This is a genomic window from Collinsella sp. TM10-22 (assembly GCF_003466125.1).
Taxonomy (GTDB): Bacteria; Actinomycetota; Coriobacteriia; order Coriobacteriales; family Coriobacteriaceae; genus Collinsella.
This window is the reverse complement of record NZ_QSOC01000001.1, coordinates 317,466-341,372: the sequence shown is the minus strand read 5'-3', so window position 1 is coordinate 341,372 and position 23,907 is coordinate 317,466. Positions and strand designations below refer to the sequence as shown.

The window sequence follows — 23,907 nt, the reverse complement described above, 5'->3', positions numbered from 1 at the left end:
AAGATTCCTGTAAAAGGCACACTAAAACGCTTCAACAAAATGAAACGTTTCAACTAAAACAATCTTTCTGCTGCATCGCCCCGCTCATTGGGGACAGGCTTACATGAGTGCTTTCACTCATTTGGGACAGACATCGTTTTGCCATTTTGCCGTTCTGGGCCTGTTATTGCCGCTCATTGGATATAAATAGGTTACAGGCTCAGCATTTCGCGTTGCGTCTCTCCTTTTAGGTGTTGCCTGTACAGTTTTGAAAGGAGAGGCTATGCCCCGATGTGCCCGCGCCGTTTCGCTCACCGGCTATTACCACGTCTTTGACCGTGGCAACTCCAAACAGATTATTTTTGAAGATGATTCCGACCGTTATCGTTTCTTATCGGACATCTCGGACAGGTTTGCGCGTCATAAAGTGGCGGTGTTGGCTTGGTGCCTTATGGACAACCACTTCCATTTGATGGTTGATGACCCATATGACAACCTTTCAAAGGCAATGCAGTGCGCACTGACGGCGTATGCTAAGTATTTCAATGGGAAAACGGGAAGAACGGGCCATCTGTTTGACAATCGCTATTCGCGGGTCGCTGTTGAGACGGACACGCAGGCGGTGCAGCTGCTCGACTATATTCATCTCAATCCCGTGAAAGGTGCGCTCGACTCACTCGAGGCATACCGCTGGTCAAGCTACAAGGCATATCAGCTGGGCTATGATCCCTTTGATATCTGCGATGCGGCCCCCATGCTCGATATTGTCGGAGGCTCCCGTTGCTATTGCGAGCATCTCAAGGAAGTTGCTGGGCGCATCTGGTCAGTGGGGGTTCTTCCACGCCGGCGGATCCCCGATGAGGATGCCCTTGCCGTCGCGCACGAAGTGTTGCCGAGCATAGATCCTGCGCTGCTCAAGGCCCTGCCTCGTCCCGAACGTGATGCGTGTCTGCTGAGGCTCAGGCGGGCGCATCTCACGGTCAAGCAAATTGCCCGTATCACCGGTATCGGCGCTACGAGCGTAACCAAGGCCACCACAGGCTGGAAAGAGGCGGCGTGAGGTATGGATTGGGGCCGATCGAAACGCCGTGAGTTCATCGATGCGCTGCGAGCTTAGGAAAGCGCTCATCTAAGTCTGTCCCCAATGCGTGAAAACACTTATGTAAGTCTGTCCCCAATGAGTGCAAAAGGGCGCCCTCCGTAGGGGAGGACGCCCTTGGTAAGTTCTATGTGAACGCGAGGTCTTTGACCCGGAGAGTCCGAGGTACTTGTTGGTAAGACCTTATTTAGGAGCGCGCAACCTTGCCGGACTTGAGGCAGGTGGAGCAAACGTTCATCTTGCGACGGTGACCATCGACGACGACGTAGACGCGCTGGATGTTGGGGCGGAACTTACGGTTGGTGACGCGGTGAGAGTGGCTGATGGAGCGACCGGCAACGGGGTGCTTACCGCAAACTTCGCAAACTTTGGACATAACTGACCCTCCTTGGGCGACAAACGAACATGTCGCGTTAACAAACAAGCCTGAACTATAGCACAGAAGTCGCTCCCTGTGCGCAATCTACACAGAGATATTCCTCTTTTGGCGATAGTGCGCACGCCACGGCCCTGGACGTAGATCCGATTTGCGTGCAGCAGAGGGGATTATGCCAGCTCGAACCGAGGTTTTCAAGTTCGTCCCATAAATATATATAGGTTTATGGAGCGCCTGCGCCCGTTTATGGATTGCTTTGTATTTATGCTCGCAATTACGCTCGAGGTTGGCTACACTATACCTTGACCATTAAAGGGGTACGAGATACCCACATGGAATTACATAGCTGCCAAAGAGCAGCCCTTCCTGTGGGTGTCTGGTCCGCTTTAAGCGGTCGGGCATCTATTTTTTTTGACTGTGTCAGCAGTCAAGACATGTGAGGAAGGAGATCGATGGGCACGACTTCCCCCAAGGCGGTCATCATGGACGAGACCGCCGTCAATCGAGCTATGACCCGCATCGCGCACGAGATTCTCGAGCGCAACGAGGGCTGTGAAGACCTCGCTCTGGTCGGCATCGTCACGCGCGGCGACCTTCTGGCAAAGAAGCTCGTCGAGGAGATCAAGGAGATCGAGGGCGTCGACGTTCCGCTCGGCAGCCTCGACATCAGCTTCTACCGCGATGACTACGCTACCAATTTCGCTCCCGCGATCCACGCCACCAACATTCCCTTTAGCGTCGACGGCAAACGCGTCGTGCTGGTGGACGACATCCTGTATACGGGCCGTACCATCCGCGCCGCTCTCGACGCCGTCATGGACCTGGGTCGTCCGAGCCGCATCGAGCTGGCGGTCCTCGTCGACCGCGGCCACCGCGAGCTCCCCATCTCGCCGGACTTTGTCGGCAAGAACGTTCCCTCGTCGCATGAGGAGAACGTGCACCTATATATGAAAGAAGTCGACGGCCACACCGCCGTCGAGATCAACGACGTCGCGCCGGGTTCCCGCGTGGGCTCCGCGCCGCTGGGAGGTGAGTAGTACCGTGGCGTTCAATCATAAGCACCTGATCGACATTACCGAGTACTCCGAAGAGGACATCAAGCTCATCCTCGAGACCGCCAAGGCGTTCTCCGAGGTCAACGAGCGTGCGATCAAGAAGGTTCCCACGCTCAAGGGCAAGACCATCGTCAACATGTTCAACGAGCCCTCGACGCGAACCCGTAGCTCCTTCGAGCTTGCCGAGAAGCGTCTTTCGGCCGACAGCCTCAACTTCGGCGGCTCCTCGACCTCTACGGTCAAGGGCGAGAGCCTCGTCGACACCGTCGAGACCCTCAACGCCTACAAGATCGACTGCATCGTCGTGCGCGACAAGCACGCCGGCGCTCCCTATATCGTCACGCAGAACTCGCCTGCGAGCGTCATCTGCGCCGGCGACGGCAAGCACAACCATCCCACGCAGGCCCTGCTCGACCTGTACACCATCTGGGAGCACAAGGGTGACTTCCACGGTCTGAAGGTCGCCGTCGTCGGCGATATCGCGCACTCCCGCGTCTGCGGCTCGCTGATCCCCGCCCTTAAGATCATGGGCTGCGAGACCTACGCCGTCGCTCCCGGCACGCTGCTGCCGCCGGCGCCCGAGGTCCTGGGCTGCGACCACGTGACGAGTGACCTCGATTCCGTCCTGCCCGAGCTGGACGTCGTCTACATGCTGCGCGTGCAGCAGGAGCGCCTCGAGGGCGCCCCGTTCCCGACCATTCGCGAGTACCACAAGCTCTTCGGCCTGACCAAGGATCGCGAGAAGCTCATGAAGCCCGATGCGATCATCTGCCACCCGGGCCCCATCAACCGCGGCGTCGAGTTCGACTCCTATATGGCCGACCACCCGCAACGCTCCGTCATCCTGGAGCAGGTCTACGCCGGTATCTGCGTGCGTATGGCTATCCTGTATCTGCTGCTTGGAGGTGCCGATAATGGCCTTGCTTCTTAAGAATGCCCACGTCGTCGACCCGTCCGTCGAGCTTGACGGTGTCGTTGACGTCCTGATTGACGGCGACAAGATCGCCGAGGTCGGCGAGAATCTCGCCGTCGAGGGGGCCGAGGTCCGCGACCTTTCCGGCAAGTACCTCGTCCCCGGCCTGGTGGATATGCACGTTCACCTTCGCGAGCCCGGTTACGAGGTCAAAGAGGACATCGAGAGCGGCACCCGCGCAGCTGCCAAGGGCGGCTTTACCGGCGTGTGCTCCATGCCCAACACCGATCCCGTCACCGATAACGGCACCGTCGTGGAGTTCGTCAAGTCCCGTGCTGCCGAGGTCGGTCACTGCCGCGTCTATCCGTCGGGCGCCATGACCCGCGGTCTTAAGGGCGAGGCCATGTCCGAGATGGGCGATATGGTCGCCCACGGCGCCGTCGCCTTCACCGACGACGGTCGCGGCGTGCAGGGCGCGGGCATGCTCCGCCGCTGCATGGACTACGGCAAGATGTTCGGCAAGGTCTTTATGAGCCACTGCCAGGACGAGGACCTGGTCGGCCACGGCCAGATCAATGAGGGCAAGGTCTCGACCCGTCTGGCTCTCGAGGGCTGGCCGGCTGCCGGCGAGGAGCTCCAGATCGCCCGCGACATCGAGATTGCCAAGCTGACCGGTGCCAAGCTGCACATCCAGCACATCTCCACCGCCCATGGCCTGGAGATCGTGCGTGCCGGTAAGGCCGCTGGCGTTCAGGTTACCTGCGAGGCCACCCCGCACCACATGTTCCTGACCGAGAACGACCTGGACGAGACCTACAACACCTCGCTCAAGGTCAATCCGCCGCTGCGTACCGAGGAGGACGCCGAGGCCATCCGTCAGGGCGTCATCGACGGCACCGTCGACGTTATCGTCACCGATCACGCTCCCCACACCCCGTGGGAGAAGGCCCGCGAGTTCGAGCTTGCACCTTTTGGCATGATCGGCCTCGAGACTTCGCTGTCGCTCGTGCTCACCGAGCTGGTCAATACGGGCAAGATGAGCATGGGCCGCATGGTCGAGCTCATGGCCATCAAACCGCGTGAGATCCTGGGTCTCGACCAGGTTCAGGTCAAGGTGGGCTCCGTCGCCGACCTGACCGTGTTCGACACGTCCGCCACTTGGACGGTCGGCGAGGACGGTTACGAGTCGCGCGCCGAGAACTCCGGTTTTGCCGGCCGCACGCTCACCGGTCGTGCCACCGATGTGTTTGTCGGCGGTAAGCAGACGCTCGCCGACGGCTGCATCTGCTAGCATAGCCTTATCGCTTTTGTGCGCGGTGCCCTTGCGGTGCCGCGCTTTCTGTTCGTTTTGACCATGCAACCGCATGGGGGATTGGAGCGTCTATGCCCACACCTTCCACTGCACGCATGCACGACTTCGAGGTCGTCTCGAACCAGGAGATCGCCGAGGGCATCTTCTCGCTCGTAATCTCGGCCCCCAAGCTTGCAAGTGCGCTCAAGCCCGGTCAGTTTGTGAACATCGCCGTGCCCGGCGATGCGTCCTCGCTGCTTCGCGTGCCCCTGAGCTTCTATCGCGCCGACGCCCAGGCCGGCACCGTCGAGCTGTGGTACACCGTCGTGGGCGACGACACCCGCCGTCTGTCGCAGATGGCCTCTGGTTCCACTTCTAACCTGCTGGGCCCTGGCGGTCGCGGCTGGCTGGTGCCCGAGGGCGCCAAGAAGGCGCTGCTCGTGGCGGGCGGCATCGGTGTCCCGCCCGTGCTCTGCCTGGCGGGCATGCTTGCCGAGCAGGGTGTGGCCGTCGACGTGTGTCTGGGCTTTGGCACCGCGTCCAAGGCCGTGGGTATCGATGAGTTCCGCGCGTTGGGCGCCACGGTTAATGTATGCACCGACGACGGCTCGCTTGGCACGCATGGTTTTTGCACCGATCCGGCCGCCGAGCTGCTTGGCGAGGGTGGCTACGACTATGTCGCCAGCTGCGGTCCCGCCGTCATGATGAAGAAGGTCGCCGCCGCTGCCGCCGAGGCCGGTGTGTACTGCGAGGTGTCGCTTGAGCGCATGATGAGCTGCGGCTTTGGCGCCTGCAACACCTGTAACGTCGAGACGGTTGACGGTATGAAGGGCGCCTGCATGTGCGGCCCCGTGTTCGATGCTTCCAAGGTGGTGGTCTTCTAGTGGGTACCGTGAACATGGCCGTCGATTTCGGCGGCGTCAAGATGCAAAACCCCATCAACACCGCAGCCGGCACTTTTGGTTACGGCTGGCAGTTCCAGAACTTCTTCGATGTTTCCCAGCTGGGCGCCATCACCACCAAGGGCTGCGCTGCCGAGCCCTGGCCCGGCAACCCCGCACCCCGTATGGCCGAGATCCCCGGCGGTATGATCAACTCGGTGGGCCTTCAGAACCCCGGCGTGGCCGCCTTTGCCCGTGAGTCCGGCCCTTGGCTGGAGCAGCTTTCCAAGGACGGCTGCCAGGTCATCTGCCAGGTTGCCGGTCACTCTGTTGACGAGTTTGTCCGCGCACTCGAGATGTATGTCGAGCTGTGCCCTTGGGCTGCCGGCTACGAGATCAACGTGAGCTGCCCTAATATCGCCGCTGGCGGTGCCGCCATGGGCTCCACGCCCGAGGGCGCCTCTTCCGTTATGGCTGCCTGCCGCAAGGTGACCGATAAGCCGCTGTTCGTGAAGATGGCGCCGGTCAACGTCGCCGAGATCGCCAAGGCCCTCGAGGCTGCCGGCGCCGACGGCCTTTCGGTCATCAACTCCATTCAGGGCATGGCCATCGACGTCCATACCCGTAAGTCCCGCGTGGCCAAGCCCAAGGGCGGCCTTTCGGGCCCGCTGTGCCACCACATCGCCGTGCGCATGGTCTGGGAGGTTGCCCAGGCCGTCGATATCCCCATCAACGGTGTCGGCGGTGTCATGACCGGCGAGGATGCGGCTGAGTTTATCCTGGCCGGTGCCACCTGCGTGTCGGTCGGCATGGCCAACTTTGTCGATCCGTGTGCTTCGCTCAAGATCGCGCATGAGCTCGAGGCTTGGGCTGAGTCCCAGGGCGTGAAGGACATCAACGAGCTGGTAGGTGCTTTCGAATGCTAGAGACCGATGCCCGCGACCGTGTTATCGTCGCCCTCGACTGCGACCGTGAGCGTGCGCTCGAGCTCGCCCATGAGCTTTCGGGCCATGCCGCCTGGCTCAAGGTGGGCATGACGCTCTATTACGCCGAGGGTCCCGAGATCGTCAAGACGTTCAAGGGCCTGGGTTTTAAGGTCTTCCTTGACCTTAAGTTCCATGATATTCCGCATCAGGTTCGCGGTGCCGCCCGCTCGGCCTCGCTTGCCGGTGCCGACCTGCTTTCGGTTCACGGCTTGGGTTCGGGTGCTATGCTCGCCGCCTGCCGTGAGGGTGCCGAGGAGGCGCGCGAGGACCGCGCCAAGCTCGTCGCCATCACCGTGCTCACGAGCATGAATCAGGATGCCTTGAGCGAGATCGGCGTCGAGTCGCCTGTGGCCGAGGAGGCCGTCCGCCTGGCAAAGCTCGCTCAGGCCAACGGCATCGATGGCATCGTGTGCTCGCCGATGGAGGCTCACGACATGCGTGAGCTGCTGGGTCCCGATGCCCTGATCGTTACTCCGGGTGTGCGTCCGATGGGTGCCGCTCTTGGTGACCAGTCTCGTGTGGCGACGCCTTCCCAGGCTATCGAGCGTGGTGCAAGCCACATTGTGGTGGGCCGTCCCATTACCGGTGCCGACGATCCGGTTGCCGCCTTTGACGCTATTGTTGCCGAGCTGGTCGAAAACGTCGCCTAAAAGATTCCCTCAAGTCACCACTTTTGGGTATCATTAGCACAAATTTGCCCCTGTACCTGCGAAAACTTTCCTACCCTTTGTGTGGAATCGCAGGTCAGGGGCTTAACTTTGACCTCCGCATATTGCACTTTTCGTAGGTATCGTCTAATCTATGGAGCCGTCGATTGGGCATTTAGTGCGTTTGACGTGCTAAAATGCCAATTACTGCATCAGATATAACCCAACTATTTGGAGGTTCGAATGGCACTCCCTCAGCTTACCGACGAGCAGCGCAAGCAGGCACTTGAGAAGGCTGCTGCCGCACGTCACGCCCGCGCTGAGCTTCGCGAGCAGATCAAGAAGGGCGAGAAGTCCCTCGAGTCCGTGCTCAACTCCGATGATCCCATCGCTTCCCGCATGAAGGTTTCCACCCTCATCGAGTCTCTCCCTGGTTATGGCAAGGCCAAGGCCGCCAAGATCATGGAGGAGCTCGGTATCTCCGCTACCCGTCGCGTCCAGGGCCTCGGCGTCCGTCAGCGCGAGCAGCTCCTCGAGCAGCTGACCAAATAAGTGAGCGTTCAGGATTCCAAGCTCTTTGTGATTTCTGGACCGTCAGGCGCAGGCAAGGGCACGCTCGTCACTCGTGTGCGCGAGCTCCGCTCGAACCTGGGCCTGACGGTTTCGGCTACCACGCGAGCACCACGCAAAGGTGAGGTCGACGGCGTCAACTACTTTTTTCTGACGCGCGAGGAGTTCGACCGCCGCGTGGCAAACGGTGAGTTTGTTGAATGGGCCGAGGTCCACGGTAACTGCTACGGCACGTTGGTGAGCGAGGTCACATCCAAGCTCGCCTCGGGCGCGTCACTGATTTTGGAGATCGATGTCCAGGGCGCCCTGCAGGTGAAGGAGCGTTTCCCCGAGGCCGTGCTGATTTTTATCAAGCCGCCTTCGCTTGAGGTGCTCCGCGAGCGTCTAGTCGGTCGCGGTACCGAGACGCCCGAGACGATTGAGCTGCGCATGGCAAACGCCGCCGATGAGCTTGCCCTTGCCGACCGCTACGACGACGTCGTGGTTAATGACGATCTCGACCGCGCGACCGATGAGCTCGTTCGCGTTCTCGATATGCATGAAAGGATCTGAGGTCCGTGTCCGTTGTAAAGCCTTGCATTGACGATCTTCTGGAGAAGACCGATCACAACCGCTTCCTGCTCGCTTCGCTTGCCTCCAAGCGCGCCTGCGACATCAATAGCATGCTGCGTGGCCAGCACAATCGCGTGCTTGCCGTCCAGGATGTCGATGACATCACCATCGGGCTTTCCGGTGCCGATACTATCTCGATGGCTATGGACGAGATTGTCGATGGCGACATCTCTTACGATGAGGCTCGTTACGAGAAGGCGCTCGGCCACAAGGTTGCTGAAGCCTAAATGGCAGCTCGCGTCTGCCTGGTCCACTATCACGAGGTTGGACTGAAGGGCAAGAACCGCGCACATTTTGAGCATATCCTCATGGATAACATCAAGGCGGCCTTGGCCGCCTTTTCCGTGAATGCCGTGTCTCGAATTTCCGGTTATATCCTCGTGACCTTTAACCAGCATCAGGCCGACGAGGCGGCGCGTGTCATTCGCACCGTTCCCGGCGTTGCTCGTGTGTCTTTGGCGTATCACACCAACCGCGACCCGCAGGAGTACTGCGCCGCCGCCGTGAAGGCGCTGCGCGAGTTTGGTTCCTTCGATTCGTTTAAGGTGCACGCCAAGCGCTCCAACACCGACTATGAGCTCACCTCGATTGATATCAATCGTCAGGTGGGCGAGGTGCTGTGTGAGGCCTTCCCCGATAAAAAGGTTCAAATGCACGACCCCGATGCGATGGTGCATGTGTTGGTGGTCCAGGGCAGCGTTTATGTGTATGCGCGTTCCGAGCGCGGCGTGGGTGGCCTGCCGGTGGGTTCTGCCGGTAAGGTCGTGACGCTGCTGTCGTCGGGTATCGATTCTCCGGTGGCGACCTGGATGCTCGAGCGTCGCGGTGCGGTGTGCGTGCCGGTGCATTTCTCCGGTCGTCCGCAGACGCCCGATACGAGCGAGTATTTGGTGCAGGACATCATCCGTGCGCTTGCACCGGGTGTCCAGATCGGCCGCTTGTACGTAGTCCCGTTTGGCGACTGCCAGCGTGAGATTTCGGTCACCTGCCCCAGCAACTTGCGTGTGATCATGTATCGCCGGATTATGTATTCGGTTGCCGAGCGCATTGCACACATCGAGGGTGCCAAGGCCATCGTTACGGGCGAATCACTTGGGCAGGTTGCCTCCCAAACGCTCGAGAACATCATGGCCGTCAACGAGGCCGTGAAGATCCCTGTGTTCCGTCCGCTCATCGGTTCGGACAAGCAGGAGATCATCGCGCGCGCCGAGGAGATCGGTACGTTCGATATCTCGACTGAGGCCGCTCCCGACTGCTGCACGCTGTTTATGCCGCGCCGTCCCGAGACGCATGCTAAACTCGATGCCGTGCATGAGGCCTGGGAGTTGTTCGATCACGAGGAGATGATCGAGCGTCTGCTCAAGCAGACCGAGTACATCGACTTCGATAGCAACACGTATAAGGCGCCTAAGACCTTAAAACGCAAACATTCGGAGCTTGCTCCGCGTGAGATTTACCAAGATCACGAGTAAATTTGTGCATAGACCGACGATGCGCCTGCATCGTCGGTCTTTTGCTATCTGGGCATTTTGCGACTAAGTGTTCATTTGCTGACGTGTGCCTGAATAAATGGACAGATTTGTGCAAGGTTTTGGTCGGCTTTTGGTTTGACCGCGATAACCGGTTTTGAAGCATGGCTGTTGCAGGGCTCTTTTCCTGACACGATGTTGTTGGGAGGTTTTGCTATGGCGCAGCGCGAACAACACGAACGGGTCAAAAAGATGGACCGCTTGGCGGACAAGCTGTTCGGTCATAAGGCAGTGGTGATGGCGATACTGGTCGTCATTGCGATGGCGAGTGGACTGGCGATGGCGAACCTTGGCGGCGGTGCCGGTGACGTGTCGTTTGAGCGCACCGACGGTTCGGGCTCGTTGGTGGAGCCGGGATCCGGTGATGCCTCGAGCGGAAAGACATCCGAAGGTTCTTCGACTAAGGCTTCTGCCGCGGCAGAGGTCTATGTCGATGTCGATGGCGCCGTTGTGTCGCCCGGTGTATATCGCCTCAAGGACGGTGCGCGGGTGGCTCAGGCGATTGATGCCGCCGGCGGGCTGGCGCCCGAGGCAGACGTTACGGGGCTCAATCGGGCATCCAAGGTCGTCGATGGACAGAAGATTTACGTTCCAACGGTAGGGGAACAGCAGGCGTCCATTGCGGAAGCCGGTGTCGATGGTGGGGCTTCCGCGTCATCGGGCGTGAGTAGCGCAACAGGCCTAGTAAACATCAATACGGCAAGCGCGGCAGAGCTGCAGACGCTTTCGGGCATCGGTCCCTCCATGGCCCAGTCGATTATCGATGAGCGAACAAAGAACGGTGCTTTTGCCTCGGTTGACGATCTGATGCGTGTGTCGGGAATCGGTGAGAAGAAGCTTGCCAAAATCAAAGATTGCATCTGCGTATGAGTGCGACCGAGCGCGAGTATGTGATGCCTCCGCGGCCCCTGATTCCGTGGACGATGGCCCTGTGTGTTGGCATGTGCGTGAGCTGCGCCTTGGTGCTCAACGTGGCCGCTGATGCGCTACTGGGGGAGCAGGCGTCAGCGTTCGGGCCGCTATGGGCTATTCCCGTTGCGGCGGCGGTATTCGTTGCGCTGGCTCAATCTTGTGCGCGGTTTGCCCCTTTTAAGCGGTGGCTGTATGCCGCGTCCGTCGGTCTCGTGGCGGGAGCGGTCGTCTCGGCGTGGTGGGCTGTGGGCGCGCTCAGCGCCTCGAAGGCGCTCGATGGTCGAGCGGCAAGCAGCCTCGAGTTTTTCGTGCAGGGTGATCCATCCATAAACGACGACGTGTATTCCTATACTTGCGAGGCACGCGCGGACGGCAAGAGCTTGGCAACGGTTCGCCTATCGTGTGGCCGCGAGCTCAAGGTCGGGGCGCACGTGCGTGTTATCGGTCGCGTTTCACGTTTTGAGAACGATGCGTATGGACGATCGCGCGTGCTCCGAGGCGAGGTGCGCAAGGTTAAAGCCGTTCGGATTGTGTCGGTCGATGAGGGCTCTCCGGGGCCGCTGCTTCGGCTGCGAAATGGACTGCTTGCTTCCATCGCGCCTGCGACCGACCCGGCGCGTGCGCTCATAGCCGGTGTCGTCTGCGGTCGTTCGGCCGAGCTGCGCGCCCAGCCGGCGGGCGACTGGTTTTCGGTGACGGGAACGGCGCATCTTATCGCCGTCTCGGGCAGCCATTTGGCTATCGTGGGGTTTGTAATCGAGGGCGTATTGCAAAAGACTCGGTGCTCACGTGGCCTTCAGCGGGCGATATTGGCGATAACGCTTGTGGGCTACGCTGCCTTTACGGGCGCGTCTCCCTCGGCCGTGCGTGCGTGCTGCATGGTGTTCGCGACGCTTGTCGTAAACGGCGCGGGGCGTCGCCGGCACGGCGCATCGGCACTCTTCGTAACCATGTCCATCTTTGTGCTACTGCGGCCGACGGTGCTGTTCGAGATGGGCTTTCAGCTTTCATGCGCCAGCGTCTTGGCCATCCTGTGCTTTTGCCCCTATGCGACCTACGCTTTGGGTGAGCTGGGTGTGCCATCGGGCGTTGCCAGCATGCTTTCCGTCACGCTGTGCTCGCAGTTGGCGACACTTCCCATTACCATTCCTGCCTTCGGTACGTTCTCGCTCATTGCTCCGTTGGCAAATGCGGTCATCGGTCCGGTGGTGAGTCTGCTGCTTGCTGTGTCGATCGTGCTGGTTCCCTTTTCGCTCGTGGCGACGTTGCGGACTTGGGCGCTCGTTGTGCCCATGATTGCCGCCCGTTGCACGCTGTTCTTCGAGCAGCTGTTTGCCGCCGTGCCGGGTGCATCCGTGAGTGTGCCGCCCGATAGCATGTGGATTTACCTAGTGCCGTGTTTGCTGGCGGCCCTGCTGGTCAGGTGGCCGCGTCCCCGTGCACGTCCTATGGCGGTGGGGCTTGCATGTCTGGTGCTCTTGGCTGCTATTCCGTACGTCTACTGGGATCGATTCGCTCCGCCTTCGGTGACGGTGCTCGATGTGGGCCAGGCCGATGCGATTCTTATCCGCCAGGGCGGCGCAGTAGCGCTCGTCGACTGCGGGGTCGACGAGCGCGTGGTGGCGGCTTTGGTTCGTAATAACGTGCACCATATCGATGCCGTCTTTGTGACGCATTGGGATGAGGATCACTGGGGTGGTCTGCCTGCCGTGCTCGAACAGTTTTCGGTTGGAACGATTGCTGTGGCGGCCGAAGCGCTGGAGGATGCTCCTGTCGAGGTATTGAACCGACCTGGCGTGGAGTATCGGCAGGTGCGCCGTGGGGATACGGTCGACATCGGCTCATTTTGCGCCCGCGTGATGTGGCCATTCGAGTCTGTGGATGGCGAGGGAAATGAGGACTCGCTTGTCCTGCTGCTCTCTTATGTTCAGGAAGGCATGGGGCTGCGCATGCTCCTCACCGGTGATGCCGAACTCGACCAAGAACGGGAATTCGTGCAGGAGGTGGGGGATATCGATGTACTTAAACTTGGGCATCACGGCTCCAAGGTTTCAGTCGATGGTGAGTTGCTGGACGTCCTGAAGCCCGAGCTTTCCCTCGCGAGCGCGGGCGAGGGGAATCGATACGGCCATCCGTCCGATGCCTGCATCGATTCCGTGAAGGAAGCGGGCGGTGTGTTCGCGTGCACTATCGAACACGGCGACATTACCGTCGCGCCGACTGCGAATGGTTTTGCGATGCGATGCCAGCGACCGTGACGACATCGTTGGCGTGTGGTGGGCCCCTGGGCTAGAATGGCACGGAATGAATACGAAGGCCTGCGGGATGGGAGCGCAATGTCCGAAACCGGTCTGCTGCCGGCATACCTGATCGTCGGTACCGACGGCGTCAAGCGCGATCACGCCGTCTCGCGTATGAAAGCGCGTCTGGAAAAGTCGGGAATGGTCGAGTTCAACCTCGACGAGCGCGACATGACCAAAGACTCCGATATCGAGTCCATTATCGGATCGCTCAATACCTTTCCCATGGGCAACGAGTTTCGCCTGGTAATCCTTGATGGCTGCTCAAAGCTTGCCAAGGCGGTTTCGGAGCCGCTCGTCGAGTATCTGGCGAGTCCCAGCCCCACAACGGTCTGTCTCATCATCGCCGACTCGCTTGCCAAGAACACGCGCCTGTATAAGGCGATCGCCAAAATCGACAAGAAGGCTATCGTCGATTGCTCGGGTACCAAGCGCTGGGAGCTACCGCGCCGCGTGCAGCAGATGGCGACGCAGCACGGCAAGTCGATCTCGACGGCGGCCGCCGAGGAGCTCGTTTCGCGCTCGGGCGAAAACACGCGCATGCTCGATAACGACCTGGCAAAGCTCTCCCAGATGGTCGAGGCGCCCCAGATTGAGCTCGCCGACGTGGAGCGTTGGATCGTGCGTACGGCCGAGGTTCAGCCCTGGGACTTCCTCAACGCCGTCTCGGCTCGCGATATGCGGCGTTCGCTCGAGCTCTTTAAGCTTCTGCCCTCCAAGAGCTACGTGTGGACCTACACGCTGCTATGCGGTCGCATTCGTGAGCTGATCGTCGCCAAGGCGCTCGACTCTCGTGGGCAGGGGCGTGAACTCGCCGCGACGCTCAAGCTTCAGCCCTGGCAGGTCAAAAATCACCTGACCTGGGCACGTCGTTTTTCGATGACCGAGCTCGTCGCAGCGCTCGAGGGCGCCGTTGATGTGGAGCTCGCGCTCAAGGGTTCGGCCGATTCTGAGACCGCGCTTTTGCTCTGGATTACGAACATCTTGAGAAAATCGTGATGATACCTGCCTATTTGACAAATTCGTTCTATCCCTTTGAGGGGGAGCGTGCTATAGTAGGCGCTTGCATGACCTCACCGTGTCTCAGAGGTGTCATACATTTTTTGCAAGGAACTCGAAAGGAACTCCAGAAGTGGCAAACATCAAGTCTCAGAAGAAGCGTATCCGCACCAATGAGGCAGCTCGCATGCGTAACAAGGCTGTCAAGTCCGAGCTCAAGACGCTGACCAAGCACGTTCAGTCCGCCGTCGCCGAGGGCGATGCCGAGAAGGCACAGGCTGCCCTTAAGACCGTCACCAAGCGTCTCGACATGGCTGCCGCCAAGCATGTTATCCACAAGAACCAGGCTTCCAACCGCAAGTCCGGTCTTGCCAAGCTCGTGAACAGCATCAACGCCTAAGTTGTAAATTTCACACCACACAGATTACGCGCATAAATGGAGCCTGTTTTATGGAACAGGCTCCATTTTTTGTATCGCTCGGGTAAGATAGTCCGCATGAATACTTCAATTGACATTTCCCACATCCGTAACTTCTCGATTGTTGCGCACATCGACCATGGCAAGTCCACGATCAGTGACCGCATCCTCGAGCTCACCCATACCGTCGACGAGCGCGACATGGAGTCGCAGCTGCTCGACACCATGGATATCGAGCGCGAGCGCGGCATTACGATTAAGTCCAATGCCGTCCGCGTGTCCTATGACGCCGACGACGGCGAGACGTATCAGTTCAACCTGATCGATACGCCGGGCCACGTGGACTTTACCTATGAGGTCTCGCGTTCGCTGGCCGCCTGCGAGGGCGCGGTGCTCGTTGTCGACGCCACGCAGGGCGTCGAGGCGCAGACCGTCTCCAACGCGACGCTCGCCATGAACGCCAACCTGGATATTGTGCCCGCGATCAACAAGATCGACCTGCCGTCGGCACACCCCGACGAGGTCAAGACCGAGATCGAGGACGACCTCGCGATCCCTGCCGACGATGCCGTATGCGTGTCGGGCAAGACTGGCGAGGGTATCCACGACCTGCTGGAGTCCATCGTCTTTTTGATCTCGCCGCCCAAGGGCGATGCGAATGCGCCGCTCAAGGCACTCATCCTGGATTCTTATTTTGATGAATACCGCGGCGTGGTTGCCACGGTCCGTGTTTTTGACGGCTCCATCAAAAAGGGCGATACCCTGCGCATGATGCAGGCCGAGGGCGACTTTTTGGTCGACGGCGTGGGCGTCAAGCGTCCCGCCGAGACGCCGGTCGACGCGCTGACGGTCGGCGAGGTGGGCTACGTGGTCACGGGCCTGAAGGACCCCGAGGCCGTGCGTGTGGGCGACACCCTCACGTGGGCATCGAATCCCTGCCCCGAGCCGCTTCCGGGCTACCGCGAGGCCAAGCCCATGGTCTATACGGGCCTGTTCCCGATCGATAACAAGGACTACGAGAACCTGCGTGACGCGCTCGATAAGCTGCATGTCAACGACCCGTCGTTGGTGTGGGAGCCCGAGACCTCGGTGGCGCTCGGCTTTGGCTTCCGCGTGGGCTTTCTGGGCCTGCTGCATATGGAGGTCGTCAAGGAGCGTCTGGAGCGCGAGTTCAACCTGGACCTTATCGCCACGAGCCCTTCGGTGGACTATCACGTCTACAAGACCGACGGCGAGATGATCGATGTCCGCAGCCCGCAGGACCTGCCCGAGGCCACGCGCATCGAGCGTATCGAGGAGCCCTACCTCAAGGCCAAGATCATCTGCCCGCCCGAGTATACGGGTGCTGTCATGCAGCTCGCTATCGAGCACCGCGGCGTTACCACCGATATGATCCACCTCACGAGCAAATCGGTCGAGATGCGCTTTGACATGCCGCTTGCCGAGCTCATCCTGGACTTCTTTGACCAGCTCAAGAGCCGCACCAAGGGCTATGCGTCGCTCGACTACGAGTTCAACGAATATCGTCCCTCCGAGCTTGTGAAGCTCGACATCCTGCTTTCGGGCGACGAGGTCGACGCGCTTTCGTTTATCGTGCACAAGGACAAGGCCTATGGCCTGGCCCGCGGCCTGTGCGACAAGCTCAAGGAGATCATCCCGCGTCAGCTGTTCGAGGTACCTATTCAGGGCGCCATCGGCAACAAGATCATCGCCCGCTCCACCGTCAAGGCGCGCCGCAAGGACGTTCTGGCCAAGTGCTATGGCGGCGATATCTCGCGTAAGCGCAAGCTGCTCGAAAAGCAAAAAGAGGGCAAGAAGCGCATGAAGGCTATTGGTTCGGTCGAGGTCCCGCAGGAGGCCTTTATGGCGATCCTCAAGGTGGACGAGTAGGACCATGGCGCTTTCTGAATACAGTACGCGGCTGCTGGGCGCCTATGCCGAGCAGCCGTTCCTTATGGCTCCCATGGCGGGCGTGACCGATCCCGCGTATCGCATTATGTGCCGCCGCCGCGGTGCCAATCTTGCCTATAGCGAGATGGTGAGCGTGGCGGGCCTTGCCTATGCCAGCAATAAGACGTGGCGTCTGGTGCTGCCGGCCGACGAGGAGCAGCAGATTTGCGTGCAGCTCTTTGGCTCCAAGCCCGATCAATTTGCGAGCGCTGTCGCTGCCGTCGAGGAACGCGTGGGCGATCGCCTGTCGCTGATCGATATCAACATGGCCTGCCCGGCTCGCAAGGTCGTCACCAAGGGCGAGGGCTCGGCGCTCATGCGCACGCCCGACCTGGCCGAGAAAATCGTCCAGGCGGCAGTGGGCGTGGCACACGTTCCCGTGACCGTGAAGATCCGCAAGGGCTTTTATGCCGAGGACTGTAATGCCGCGACGTTTGCCCAAATGCTCGAGGGGGCGGGGGCCGCAGCGGTGGCGGTGCATGGTCGCTGTGCCACGCAGCTCTATACGGGCCAGGCAGATTGGTCGGTCGTCGATGAGGTTGCCGACGCTGTCGAGATTCCCGTGATTGGGTCGGGTGACGTGTTCACTGCCGAGGATGCCGCGGAGCATCTGCGCAATTCGGGTGCCAGCGCGGTATTTATCGCGCGCGGCATCTACGGCAATCCGTGGGTGTTCGGCGATGCCCGAGCCCTTGCACTCGATGGCACGCCGGTTCCTTCTCGCTCCTCGGTCGAGCGCCTGGGCGCCCTGCGCGAGCACCTGACGCTGACGCACGAGCTTTTGCCGCTTATGTCGCGCGCCCGTACGTATGCAAGCTGGTACTTAAAGGGTATGCCCCATGCAGCCGCTTGGCGCGCCCAGGTGGTGCGCTGTTCCACATACGAGGAGTTTATGGGGCTGGTCGATGATATCGAGCGCGATGTGGTGGCCTGCGAGGCCGCGCTTGCCGCCGGCGAGTCGGTGCCCGCTCATCCGCTGGAGGCCTAAAGGTGTCCGTTACCGCGCTGTATGTGCACGTGCCGTTTTGCGCTCAAAAATGCCGCTATTGCGACTTTGACTCGCGCAGCTTTGCCCCGTGCGACCTGGACGCTGCGCTCGATGCCTATTTTGAGCAGCTGTATGCGCGGCTCGATGCCTTTGGCAACGCTGGGGCACTTGCGGGCATCCGCACCGTCTATGTCGGTGGCGGTACGCCGTCGCTGGCAGGGGAGCGTCTGGTAGAACTGGCTCGGCGTATCTCCAGATGGTGCAAGCCCGTCGAGTTTACCTGCGAGGCCAATCCTGAGTCGTTGACTTCGCAGCTCGCTGCGGCACTCGCCGAGGTGGGCGTCACGCGCATTTCCCTGGGCGTGCAAACCCTCGACAACGCCGAGCTTGCCGCGATCGGCCGAATCCACGACGCTGACCGTGCTCTTGCAGCCATCGCCACGGTGAAGGCTGCTGGGATTGATGTGTCGTGCGACCTTATGTGCGGTCTTCCCGGACAGACGGCTGCGAGCTGGGAGCGCACGCTCGATGGCGTACTGACGGCGGCGCCGCATCATGTTTCGGTGTATCCACTCACGCTCGAGGAGGGCACGCCGCTCTACCGCATGGCGTGTCGCGATGAGTCGCTCGAGCCTGATGAGGATTTTCAGGCCGCGTGTATGGACGTGGCGCGTAATCGTCTGGGTGCGGCCGGCTATCACCCCTATGAGGTGGCGAGCTACGCGCTTGATGGCCATGAGTGCGCTCATAACATTGCCTATTGGACCGGACAGGGTTACCTGGGTCTGGGCCGCTCTGCCGCCGGCATGCTCGATGCTGGGGACTTCGCTCGCTTGGCCGGGCTGTTTTGCGGCGCACTTGCTCGAGGCGACGCGTATCGCGTGCGTCTGGTACAGCGCGACGATGCTGCGACGACGTTTGATGCCGAGTGTCTGTCGCAGCGCGAGGCAGCAGCCGAGGATTTGATGCTCGCCTGTCGCATGACGCGCGGCGTTGGATCTGACCTGTTGGTTCGCTCGGCAAACATTATCCCCGAGGACGAGCTGGCGGCGGCTTGCGACCGTGCGTTCGAGTTGGGCCTTGCCTCCTGGGTGTCCGATGATGCTAAAGGGCATGCGGGGCGCGTTACATCGAAAGATGTTATCGAAGGTCGCACTCGCGCTCGTCTGGCGCCGACCCACCTGGGCTGGCTCGATGGAAATGTTCTGTTCGAGCTGTTTTGGGATCTAGCTTAAGCCGCTCGGGTAGAATTACCGGAATATATACGCTGCTGTGAGCAGGAGGTTGCCGCGCATGGCGACGATGAACGAAAAAGATTACTACGAGATCCTGGGCGTCTCCAAGGACGCCACCTCGCGTGATATTCAAAAGGCCTTTCAGCAAAAGGCCCGCAAGCTCCATCCGGACGTCAACAAAGAGCCGGATGCCGAGGAAAAGTTTAAAGAGGTTTCCGAGGCCTACGCCGTGCTTTCGGATGAGCAAAAACGTGCGCGCTACGACGCCATGCGTTCTGGCAATCCCTTTGCCGGTGCTCCTACGGCTTCGCCCTATGGTGGCGGCTATGCCGGCAGCACGGGTTATGGCAATCCTTTTGAGGGCGGTTTTCCCTTTGGTGGTGCCTGGGGCCAGCAGCGTCGTGGGCAGGCTGCCTACAATCCCGAGAATGGCGCCAACGTGGTCGTCGATATTAAGCTCGACGCCAAGGAGGCCAAAGGCGGTGCCCACAAGACCGTCCGCTACACGCGCTTCGACACCTGTAGCAACTGCGGCGGTTCGGGCTCCGTTTCGTCTGAGCATGCCCATACCTGCCCGAGCTGCGGTGGCCGCGGCCACATCGACGTCGACCTGTCCTTCCTGTTTGGTGCGGGCACGTTCCAGTCGGTCTGCCCCGAGTGCGGCGGTTCCGGTAAGGTCGTGGCCGACCCCTGCCCCGATTGCGGTGGCAGCGGTCGTACTCGCGTAACCTCCGAGCAGACGATTGAGTTTCCTGCCGGCACGCACGATAGCGACGAGGTCCGCATTAGCGGCATGGGTCATGCTGGCACCAACGGTGCCACGGGCGGCGACCTGGTCGGCCGCGCCCATGTTGAGGCCGAGCGCTTGGAAGGCAAAGCTCGTACCGGTTTTTACCTGATGGGCATTGTGGCGCCGTTTTTGGTGCTGTCGGCCATCTCGGGCGTGTTCTCGGCCTTTGCCGTGATGTGCTTTATTCCGTTTACTATGGGCCTGTTCATGGTGCTTTCGGACGGTGTGCTTCATCGCAGCCTGCTGTGGTGGAAGCGTGGTGCGATGCAGTTTGCCAACGGTTTTGCCAACGGCTTCATGTTCGCGCTCGTGTCTGTTTGGTTTGCGAGCTGCTCGCAACGGGCCATGCTTTCGCCGTATCAAATGCAATAACATCAAACCCTCTGTTTGCGGTCGGCCCAGCTTGGGTATAGGACGCACTGTGACAATAATGAAAGTTGGAAGGATTCGGTCGTGTCGGAAAATAGGGATTACTACGAGGTACTTGGCGTTGACAAGGATGCCGACGCGCGGACGATTAAGCGCGCGTTTCTAAAGAAGGCCCGTACCGTACACCCGGACGTTTCGGACGACCCCGATGCTGAGGCCAAGTTCAAGGAGCTCAACGAGGCCTATTCCGTTCTTTCCGATGAGCAGAAGCGTGCTAACTACGACCGTTATGGCACTGTCGACGGCCCTGGTGGTTCGGGCTACGTCGATATCAACGATATCTTTGGTGGCATGGGCATGGACGACTTGTTCTCGTCGTTTTTTGGCGGCGGTGCCGGCGGTGGCGCCCGCAGCCGTCGTGAGCGTCGTCGCGGCCGCGATATGGCCATCTCTCTTTCGGTGACCCTTGAGGAGGCGGCGCTCGGTTGCAAAAAGACGATTAGTTATGACCGCCTTGCTCCCTGTGAGGATTGCAATGGCACCGGTAGGGCCGAGGGTGCACAGGAAAAGCAGTGCGGCCGCTGCCACGGTACGGGCTATGTCACGACGGTCCAGCGTTCGTTCCTGGGCCAGGTTCAGTCCTCCTCGCCTTGCCCCGACTGCCATGGCGAGGGCACGGTTATCGACCATCCCTGCGAGACCTGCGACGGTCAGGGCCGCACGCCTTCGCATGAAAAGATCGACATCGATATTCCCGCCGGCGTTTCGACCGGTCGCCAGCTGCGTGTGAGCGGCTTTGGCGAGGCCGGCCTTCGCGGCGAGCCTTCGGGCGACTTGATTGTCAACGTGCGCGTCGCCGACCACGAGCGCTTTAAGCGCAACGGTGACGACCTGTACCTCGTGAGCGGTATTTCGATTGCACAGGCTGCGCTCGGCTGCGAGATCGAGGTCGAGGGCATTATGCCCGACGAGGTCGTTAAGGTGACGGTTCCCGCCGGTGCCCAGTACGGCGACACCGTGAGCGTCAATAATTACGGCATGCCGCGCATTGGCGGTGGCGGTTCGCGTGGCCGCCTGATCGTGCAACTGCGCGTGGTCGTTCCCACCAATCTTTCCAATAAGCAGCGCGAGCTGCTCCGTGCTTTTGCCGATGAGATGGGCGATGACGTCGCTTCCGGTAAGAAGTCGGTGACCGACCGTATCAAGAGTGCCCTCGACGATATCCTCGATTAAGGAGCCCGCGTGCTCGCACCCCATATTTCCGTCGTCAACCTCGGATGTCGTGTCAACCGGGTTGAGTCTGACCGTATCACTGCCGATCTTATGCGCCTGGGCTTTGCCATGGTGGAGCCCCAGGATGCCGATCTGATCGTCATTAACACCTGTGCCGTTACGGGCGAGGCCGAGGCCAAGACCCGTAAGGCCGTCCGTCATGCGCTGGCCCATCCAAACGACCCCTATGTGGTCGTGACCGGATGCGTGGTCAATTTGCATCCCGAGGAACTGCTGGAGCTTTCGGATCGCGTGATCGCCGAGCCGTCCAAGATGGATGTCGCCGAACGTGTCTGCGAGGTGCTGGGCGTTGAGTCCGATAGTGTTCCAGCCTGCAGTGATGGCGAGGTGGTCGATGCGCTCGGTCGCTCTCGCCTGGGCGTGAAGATTCAGGACGGCTGCAACCATCGCTGCACCTATTGCATTGTGTGGAAGGCACGCGGCCCCGAGCGCTCCGTGCCCGTCGAGTCCGTGCTCGAGCAAGTTCGCGAGGCCCAGGAGGCCGGCGTGCCCGAGGTCGTGTTGACCGGCGTGAATCTGGGTGCCTATGACGGCAAGAGCGCGACCGATGAACATGTCGAAATCGATGAGCTGCTCGAGGCCATTATGGAGCGCACGTCTATTCCGCATGTGCGCATTTCCTCGGTCGAGCCCATGGATATCTCTGAGCGCCTGCTTAAGGTTATGGCTCGCTATCCGCAGCGTATCGCCCCGTTTTTGCACCTGCCCGTGCAGTCTGGCTGCACGGCGACCCTGCATCGCATGGGCCGTCCCTATAGCGCCGAGGCCTTTGAGGACACGGTGCGCATGATTCGCGCCAACCTGCCGCAGGCGTCTCTTTCGTGCGACGTTATCGTCGGTTTTCCCGGTGAGACGGATGAGGAGTTCGAGGAGTCGCTGGCGCTATGCCGTCGCGTGGGCTTTTCGCGCATGCACGTGTTCCGCTATAGCAAGCGCCCCGGCACCCTCGCCGCCGACATGCCCGACCAGGTACCACCTGAGGTCATGGCCGAGCGCAGCCGCCGCATGCGCGCGGCTGCTCAGGAGCTCGCCATTGCCGACGCTCATCGTCGCGTGGGAACCGTTGAGCGCGCCGTGCTCGAGTATGGTGACAACCTGACACTCGGCTCGTTCCATCATGCCCGTCTTGACGATACCTGTGGACTTACAGCTCCGTGCCTGCTCGATGTTACTATCATCGGAGTCGATGATTCCGGCTTGGTCCATGCATGTAGGGAGGTTCATGGAAGCCTCGAAGATTAGACTTACCGTTCCCGAGGGAATTGACCCCTCGCGCGTTTTGGGCGCCGGCGACGGCGTCCTTCGTGCGCTCGAGAGCTTGGTTCGCGCCCATGTGGTCGCCCGTGGCGATAGCATCGCCGTGAGCGGTGACCCGGACGAGGTCGAGCTCGTGGCGCGCTTTTTCGAACATGCTTTTCGCGAGGCGGCGGCCGGCCGTACCCTTTCTGCCGACGATGTCTCGCGTTGCCTGGCCGTCTTGCGCGACGGTGAGCACGAGGCTACGTCGCTTCGCGAGGACGTGCTGCTTTCGTATCGCGGCCGCGTCATTCGCCCCAAGACGCTCGGGCAAAAGCGCTATGTGGACGCCATTCGTTCGCATACGATAACCTTTGGTTTGGGTCCTGCCGGTACCGGTAAATCCTATCTGGCCATGGCGCTCGCCGTCGCCGCGCTTAAGCGTCATGAGGTGGGTCGCCTAATCTTGACGCGCCCGGTTGTCGAGGCGGGGGAGAACCTGGGCTTTTTGCCCGGCACCCTCGAGGAAAAGATCGACCCGTATATGCGCCCGCTCTACGACGCCCTTTTTGACATGATGGATCGCGAGCGCACCGATGAGCTTATGGAACACGGTGTGATCGAGATTGCCCCGCTCGCCTACATGCGCGGCCGTACGCTGAGCGATGCCTTCGTGGTACTCGACGAGGCACAAAATACCACGCCCGCGCAGATGAAGATGTTCCTGACGCGCTTGGGCTTTAACTCCAAGTTCGTGATTACCGGCGACCTGAGCCAGCGCGATCTGGTGGGTCGTCGTGGCGGTCTTGCCGACGTTGAGCGGATTTTGGGCCGTGTCGACGATGTGGCGTTTGCGCACCTGGAGCATGCCGACGTGGTGCGCCATGCCTTGGTGGGTCGTATCGTCGAGGCATACGATGCTTATGATGATATGCGTGAGCAACGCTCGCGCGACCGAAAGGAGTCCCGTTGAGTGTATTGATCAGCAACGATGCCGAGCTCGATACGCTGCTCGACGCGCAAGAGGTGGAACACATCTGCGAGGTTGTGCTCGCCGCTGAGGGCGTTGAACGTGAAGTCGAGATTTCCCTTTCGTATGTCGACGAGGACGAGATGCACGGGCTCAACCACGAGTGGCGCGGTATCGACCGCCCCACCGATGTACTCTCGTTCGAGTGCGATTCGGCCTTTGACGAGGATATTCCCGCCGATGAGACGCTCGAGCTCGGCGATATTATCTTGGCCCCGCAGGTTATTGCCCGTCAGGCCCCCGGTTTTGGCAATAGCCCCGCTGGCGAGTGCCGTCTGATGCTCGTACACGGCATGCTGCACTTGCTGGGCTATGACCACATCGAGGACGACGAGGCCGAGGTCATGGAGGCCCGCGAGGACGCCATCCTGCGCGATCTGGCGCTCGAGCGCGGCGAGGACCCCAAGCTAGTCCACGTCGGCCCCATCACCAACCACGTCCACGACTAG

The 23,907-nt window shown here is 60.6% G+C and carries 24 protein-coding genes; 23 read left to right on the top strand and 1 reads right to left on the bottom strand.

Going from position 1 to position 23,907, the window contains the following annotated elements; all coding sequences use genetic code 11:
- The first annotated feature begins 262 nt into the window (after positions 1–262).
- A complete protein-coding gene (locus DXD94_RS01605; RefSeq protein ID WP_117742735.1) occupies positions 263–1,039 on the top strand; it encodes a transposase in 777 nt (258 codons plus the stop codon).
- 226 nt (positions 1,040–1,265) lie between these two features.
- Here the strand turns inward: DXD94_RS01605 and rpmB are convergent, their stop codons facing one another.
- On the bottom strand, positions 1,266–1,454 hold the full coding sequence (gene rpmB / locus DXD94_RS01600; RefSeq protein ID WP_022094725.1) for a 50S ribosomal protein L28: 189 nt from the start codon (positions 1,452–1,454) through the stop codon (positions 1,266–1,268).
- Positions 1,455–1,906: 452 nt separating this feature from the next.
- Between rpmB and pyrR the strand changes: the two genes are divergently transcribed.
- The 22 genes from pyrR to ybeY all read left to right on the top strand — a co-directional run bounded on the left by pyrR (position 1,907) and on the right by ybeY (position 23,907).
- On the top strand, positions 1,907–2,491 hold the full coding sequence (pyrR, locus tag DXD94_RS01595; RefSeq protein ID WP_117742736.1) for a bifunctional pyr operon transcriptional regulator/uracil phosphoribosyltransferase PyrR: 585 nt from the start codon (positions 1,907–1,909) through the stop codon (positions 2,489–2,491).
- 4 nt (positions 2,492–2,495) lie between these two features.
- On the top strand, positions 2,496–3,440 hold the full coding sequence (locus DXD94_RS01590) for an aspartate carbamoyltransferase catalytic subunit (protein ID WP_035138537.1): 945 nt from the start codon (positions 2,496–2,498) through the stop codon (positions 3,438–3,440).
- Positions 3,424–4,713, top strand: a complete 1,290-nt coding sequence (locus tag DXD94_RS01585; protein ID WP_117742737.1) for a dihydroorotase — start codon at positions 3,424–3,426, stop codon at positions 4,711–4,713. The genes DXD94_RS01590 and DXD94_RS01585 overlap by 17 nt, the downstream gene beginning before the upstream one ends.
- A 116-nt stretch (positions 4,714–4,829) precedes the next feature.
- Positions 4,830–5,597, top strand: a complete 768-nt coding sequence (locus DXD94_RS01580) for a dihydroorotate dehydrogenase electron transfer subunit (RefSeq protein WP_117735232.1) — start codon at positions 4,830–4,832, stop codon at positions 5,595–5,597.
- Positions 5,598–5,611: 14 nt separating this feature from the next.
- The gene (locus DXD94_RS01575; protein ID WP_006236128.1) at positions 5,612–6,520 is read left to right on the top strand and encodes a dihydroorotate dehydrogenase; all 909 of its coding nucleotides are present in this window, start codon (positions 5,612–5,614) and stop codon (positions 6,518–6,520) included.
- On the top strand, positions 6,514–7,230 hold the full coding sequence (pyrF, locus tag DXD94_RS01570; protein ID WP_117763010.1) for an orotidine-5'-phosphate decarboxylase: 717 nt from the start codon (positions 6,514–6,516) through the stop codon (positions 7,228–7,230). The genes DXD94_RS01575 and pyrF overlap by 7 nt, the downstream gene beginning before the upstream one ends.
- Before the next feature lie 240 nt (positions 7,231–7,470).
- On the top strand, positions 7,471–7,779 hold the full coding sequence (mihF, locus tag DXD94_RS01565) for an integration host factor, actinobacterial type (protein WP_006236130.1): 309 nt from the start codon (positions 7,471–7,473) through the stop codon (positions 7,777–7,779).
- Complete coding sequence (gene gmk, locus DXD94_RS01560) at positions 7,780–8,349, top strand: guanylate kinase (protein ID WP_117763009.1); 570 nt, start codon at positions 7,780–7,782, stop codon at positions 8,347–8,349.
- A gap of 5 nt (positions 8,350–8,354) precedes the next feature.
- A complete protein-coding gene (locus tag DXD94_RS01555) occupies positions 8,355–8,636 on the top strand; it encodes a DNA-directed RNA polymerase subunit omega (RefSeq protein WP_035138532.1) in 282 nt (93 codons plus the stop codon).
- Positions 8,637–9,881, top strand: a complete 1,245-nt coding sequence (thiI, locus tag DXD94_RS01550) for a tRNA uracil 4-sulfurtransferase ThiI (protein ID WP_117763008.1) — start codon at positions 8,637–8,639, stop codon at positions 9,879–9,881.
- Positions 9,882–10,094: 213 nt separating this feature from the next.
- Entirely contained in the window at positions 10,095–10,808 is a 714-nt protein-coding gene (locus DXD94_RS01545; RefSeq protein WP_117763007.1) for a ComEA family DNA-binding protein, read from the top strand.
- Entirely contained in the window at positions 10,805–13,108 is a 2,304-nt protein-coding gene (locus DXD94_RS01540) for a DNA internalization-related competence protein ComEC/Rec2 (RefSeq protein WP_117763006.1), read from the top strand. Before DXD94_RS01545 ends, DXD94_RS01540 begins: the two co-directional genes overlap by 4 nt.
- 78 nt (positions 13,109–13,186) lie before the next feature.
- The gene (gene holA / locus DXD94_RS01535; RefSeq protein ID WP_117735176.1) at positions 13,187–14,149 is read left to right on the top strand and encodes a DNA polymerase III subunit delta; all 963 of its coding nucleotides are present in this window, start codon (positions 13,187–13,189) and stop codon (positions 14,147–14,149) included.
- A gap of 133 nt (positions 14,150–14,282) precedes the next feature.
- A complete protein-coding gene (gene rpsT, locus DXD94_RS01530; protein ID WP_022094714.1) occupies positions 14,283–14,549 on the top strand; it encodes a 30S ribosomal protein S20 in 267 nt (88 codons plus the stop codon).
- A gap of 96 nt (positions 14,550–14,645) precedes the next feature.
- Entirely contained in the window at positions 14,646–16,457 is a 1,812-nt protein-coding gene (gene lepA, locus DXD94_RS01525; protein ID WP_117735177.1) for a translation elongation factor 4, read from the top strand.
- A gap of 4 nt (positions 16,458–16,461) precedes the next feature.
- The gene (dusB, locus tag DXD94_RS01520; RefSeq protein WP_117735178.1) at positions 16,462–17,505 is read left to right on the top strand and encodes a tRNA dihydrouridine synthase DusB; all 1,044 of its coding nucleotides are present in this window, start codon (positions 16,462–16,464) and stop codon (positions 17,503–17,505) included.
- A 2-nt stretch (positions 17,506–17,507) separates the two neighbouring features.
- Positions 17,508–18,740 carry a radical SAM family heme chaperone HemW gene (hemW, locus tag DXD94_RS01515; RefSeq protein ID WP_117763005.1) on the top strand — a complete coding sequence of 411 codons (1,233 nt, stop codon included), beginning with the start codon at positions 17,508–17,510 and terminating at the stop codon, positions 18,738–18,740.
- 58 nt (positions 18,741–18,798) lie between these two features.
- The gene (locus DXD94_RS01510) at positions 18,799–19,902 is read left to right on the top strand and encodes a DnaJ domain-containing protein (RefSeq protein ID WP_199568330.1); all 1,104 of its coding nucleotides are present in this window, start codon (positions 18,799–18,801) and stop codon (positions 19,900–19,902) included.
- Positions 19,903–19,983: 81 nt separating this feature from the next.
- Positions 19,984–21,132 (top strand): molecular chaperone DnaJ, encoded by a 1,149-nt coding sequence (gene dnaJ, locus DXD94_RS01505; protein ID WP_117763004.1) that lies wholly within the window; start codon positions 19,984–19,986, stop codon positions 21,130–21,132.
- 9 nt (positions 21,133–21,141) lie between these two features.
- Positions 21,142–22,434, top strand: a complete 1,293-nt coding sequence (locus tag DXD94_RS01500) for a MiaB/RimO family radical SAM methylthiotransferase (protein WP_117763003.1) — start codon at positions 21,142–21,144, stop codon at positions 22,432–22,434.
- On the top strand, positions 22,415–23,401 hold the full coding sequence (locus DXD94_RS01495; RefSeq protein WP_117763002.1) for a PhoH family protein: 987 nt from the start codon (positions 22,415–22,417) through the stop codon (positions 23,399–23,401). The genes DXD94_RS01500 and DXD94_RS01495 overlap by 20 nt, the downstream gene beginning before the upstream one ends.
- Complete coding sequence (gene ybeY / locus DXD94_RS01490) at positions 23,398–23,907, top strand: rRNA maturation RNase YbeY (RefSeq protein WP_117763001.1); 510 nt, start codon at positions 23,398–23,400, stop codon at positions 23,905–23,907. The genes DXD94_RS01495 and ybeY overlap by 4 nt, the downstream gene beginning before the upstream one ends.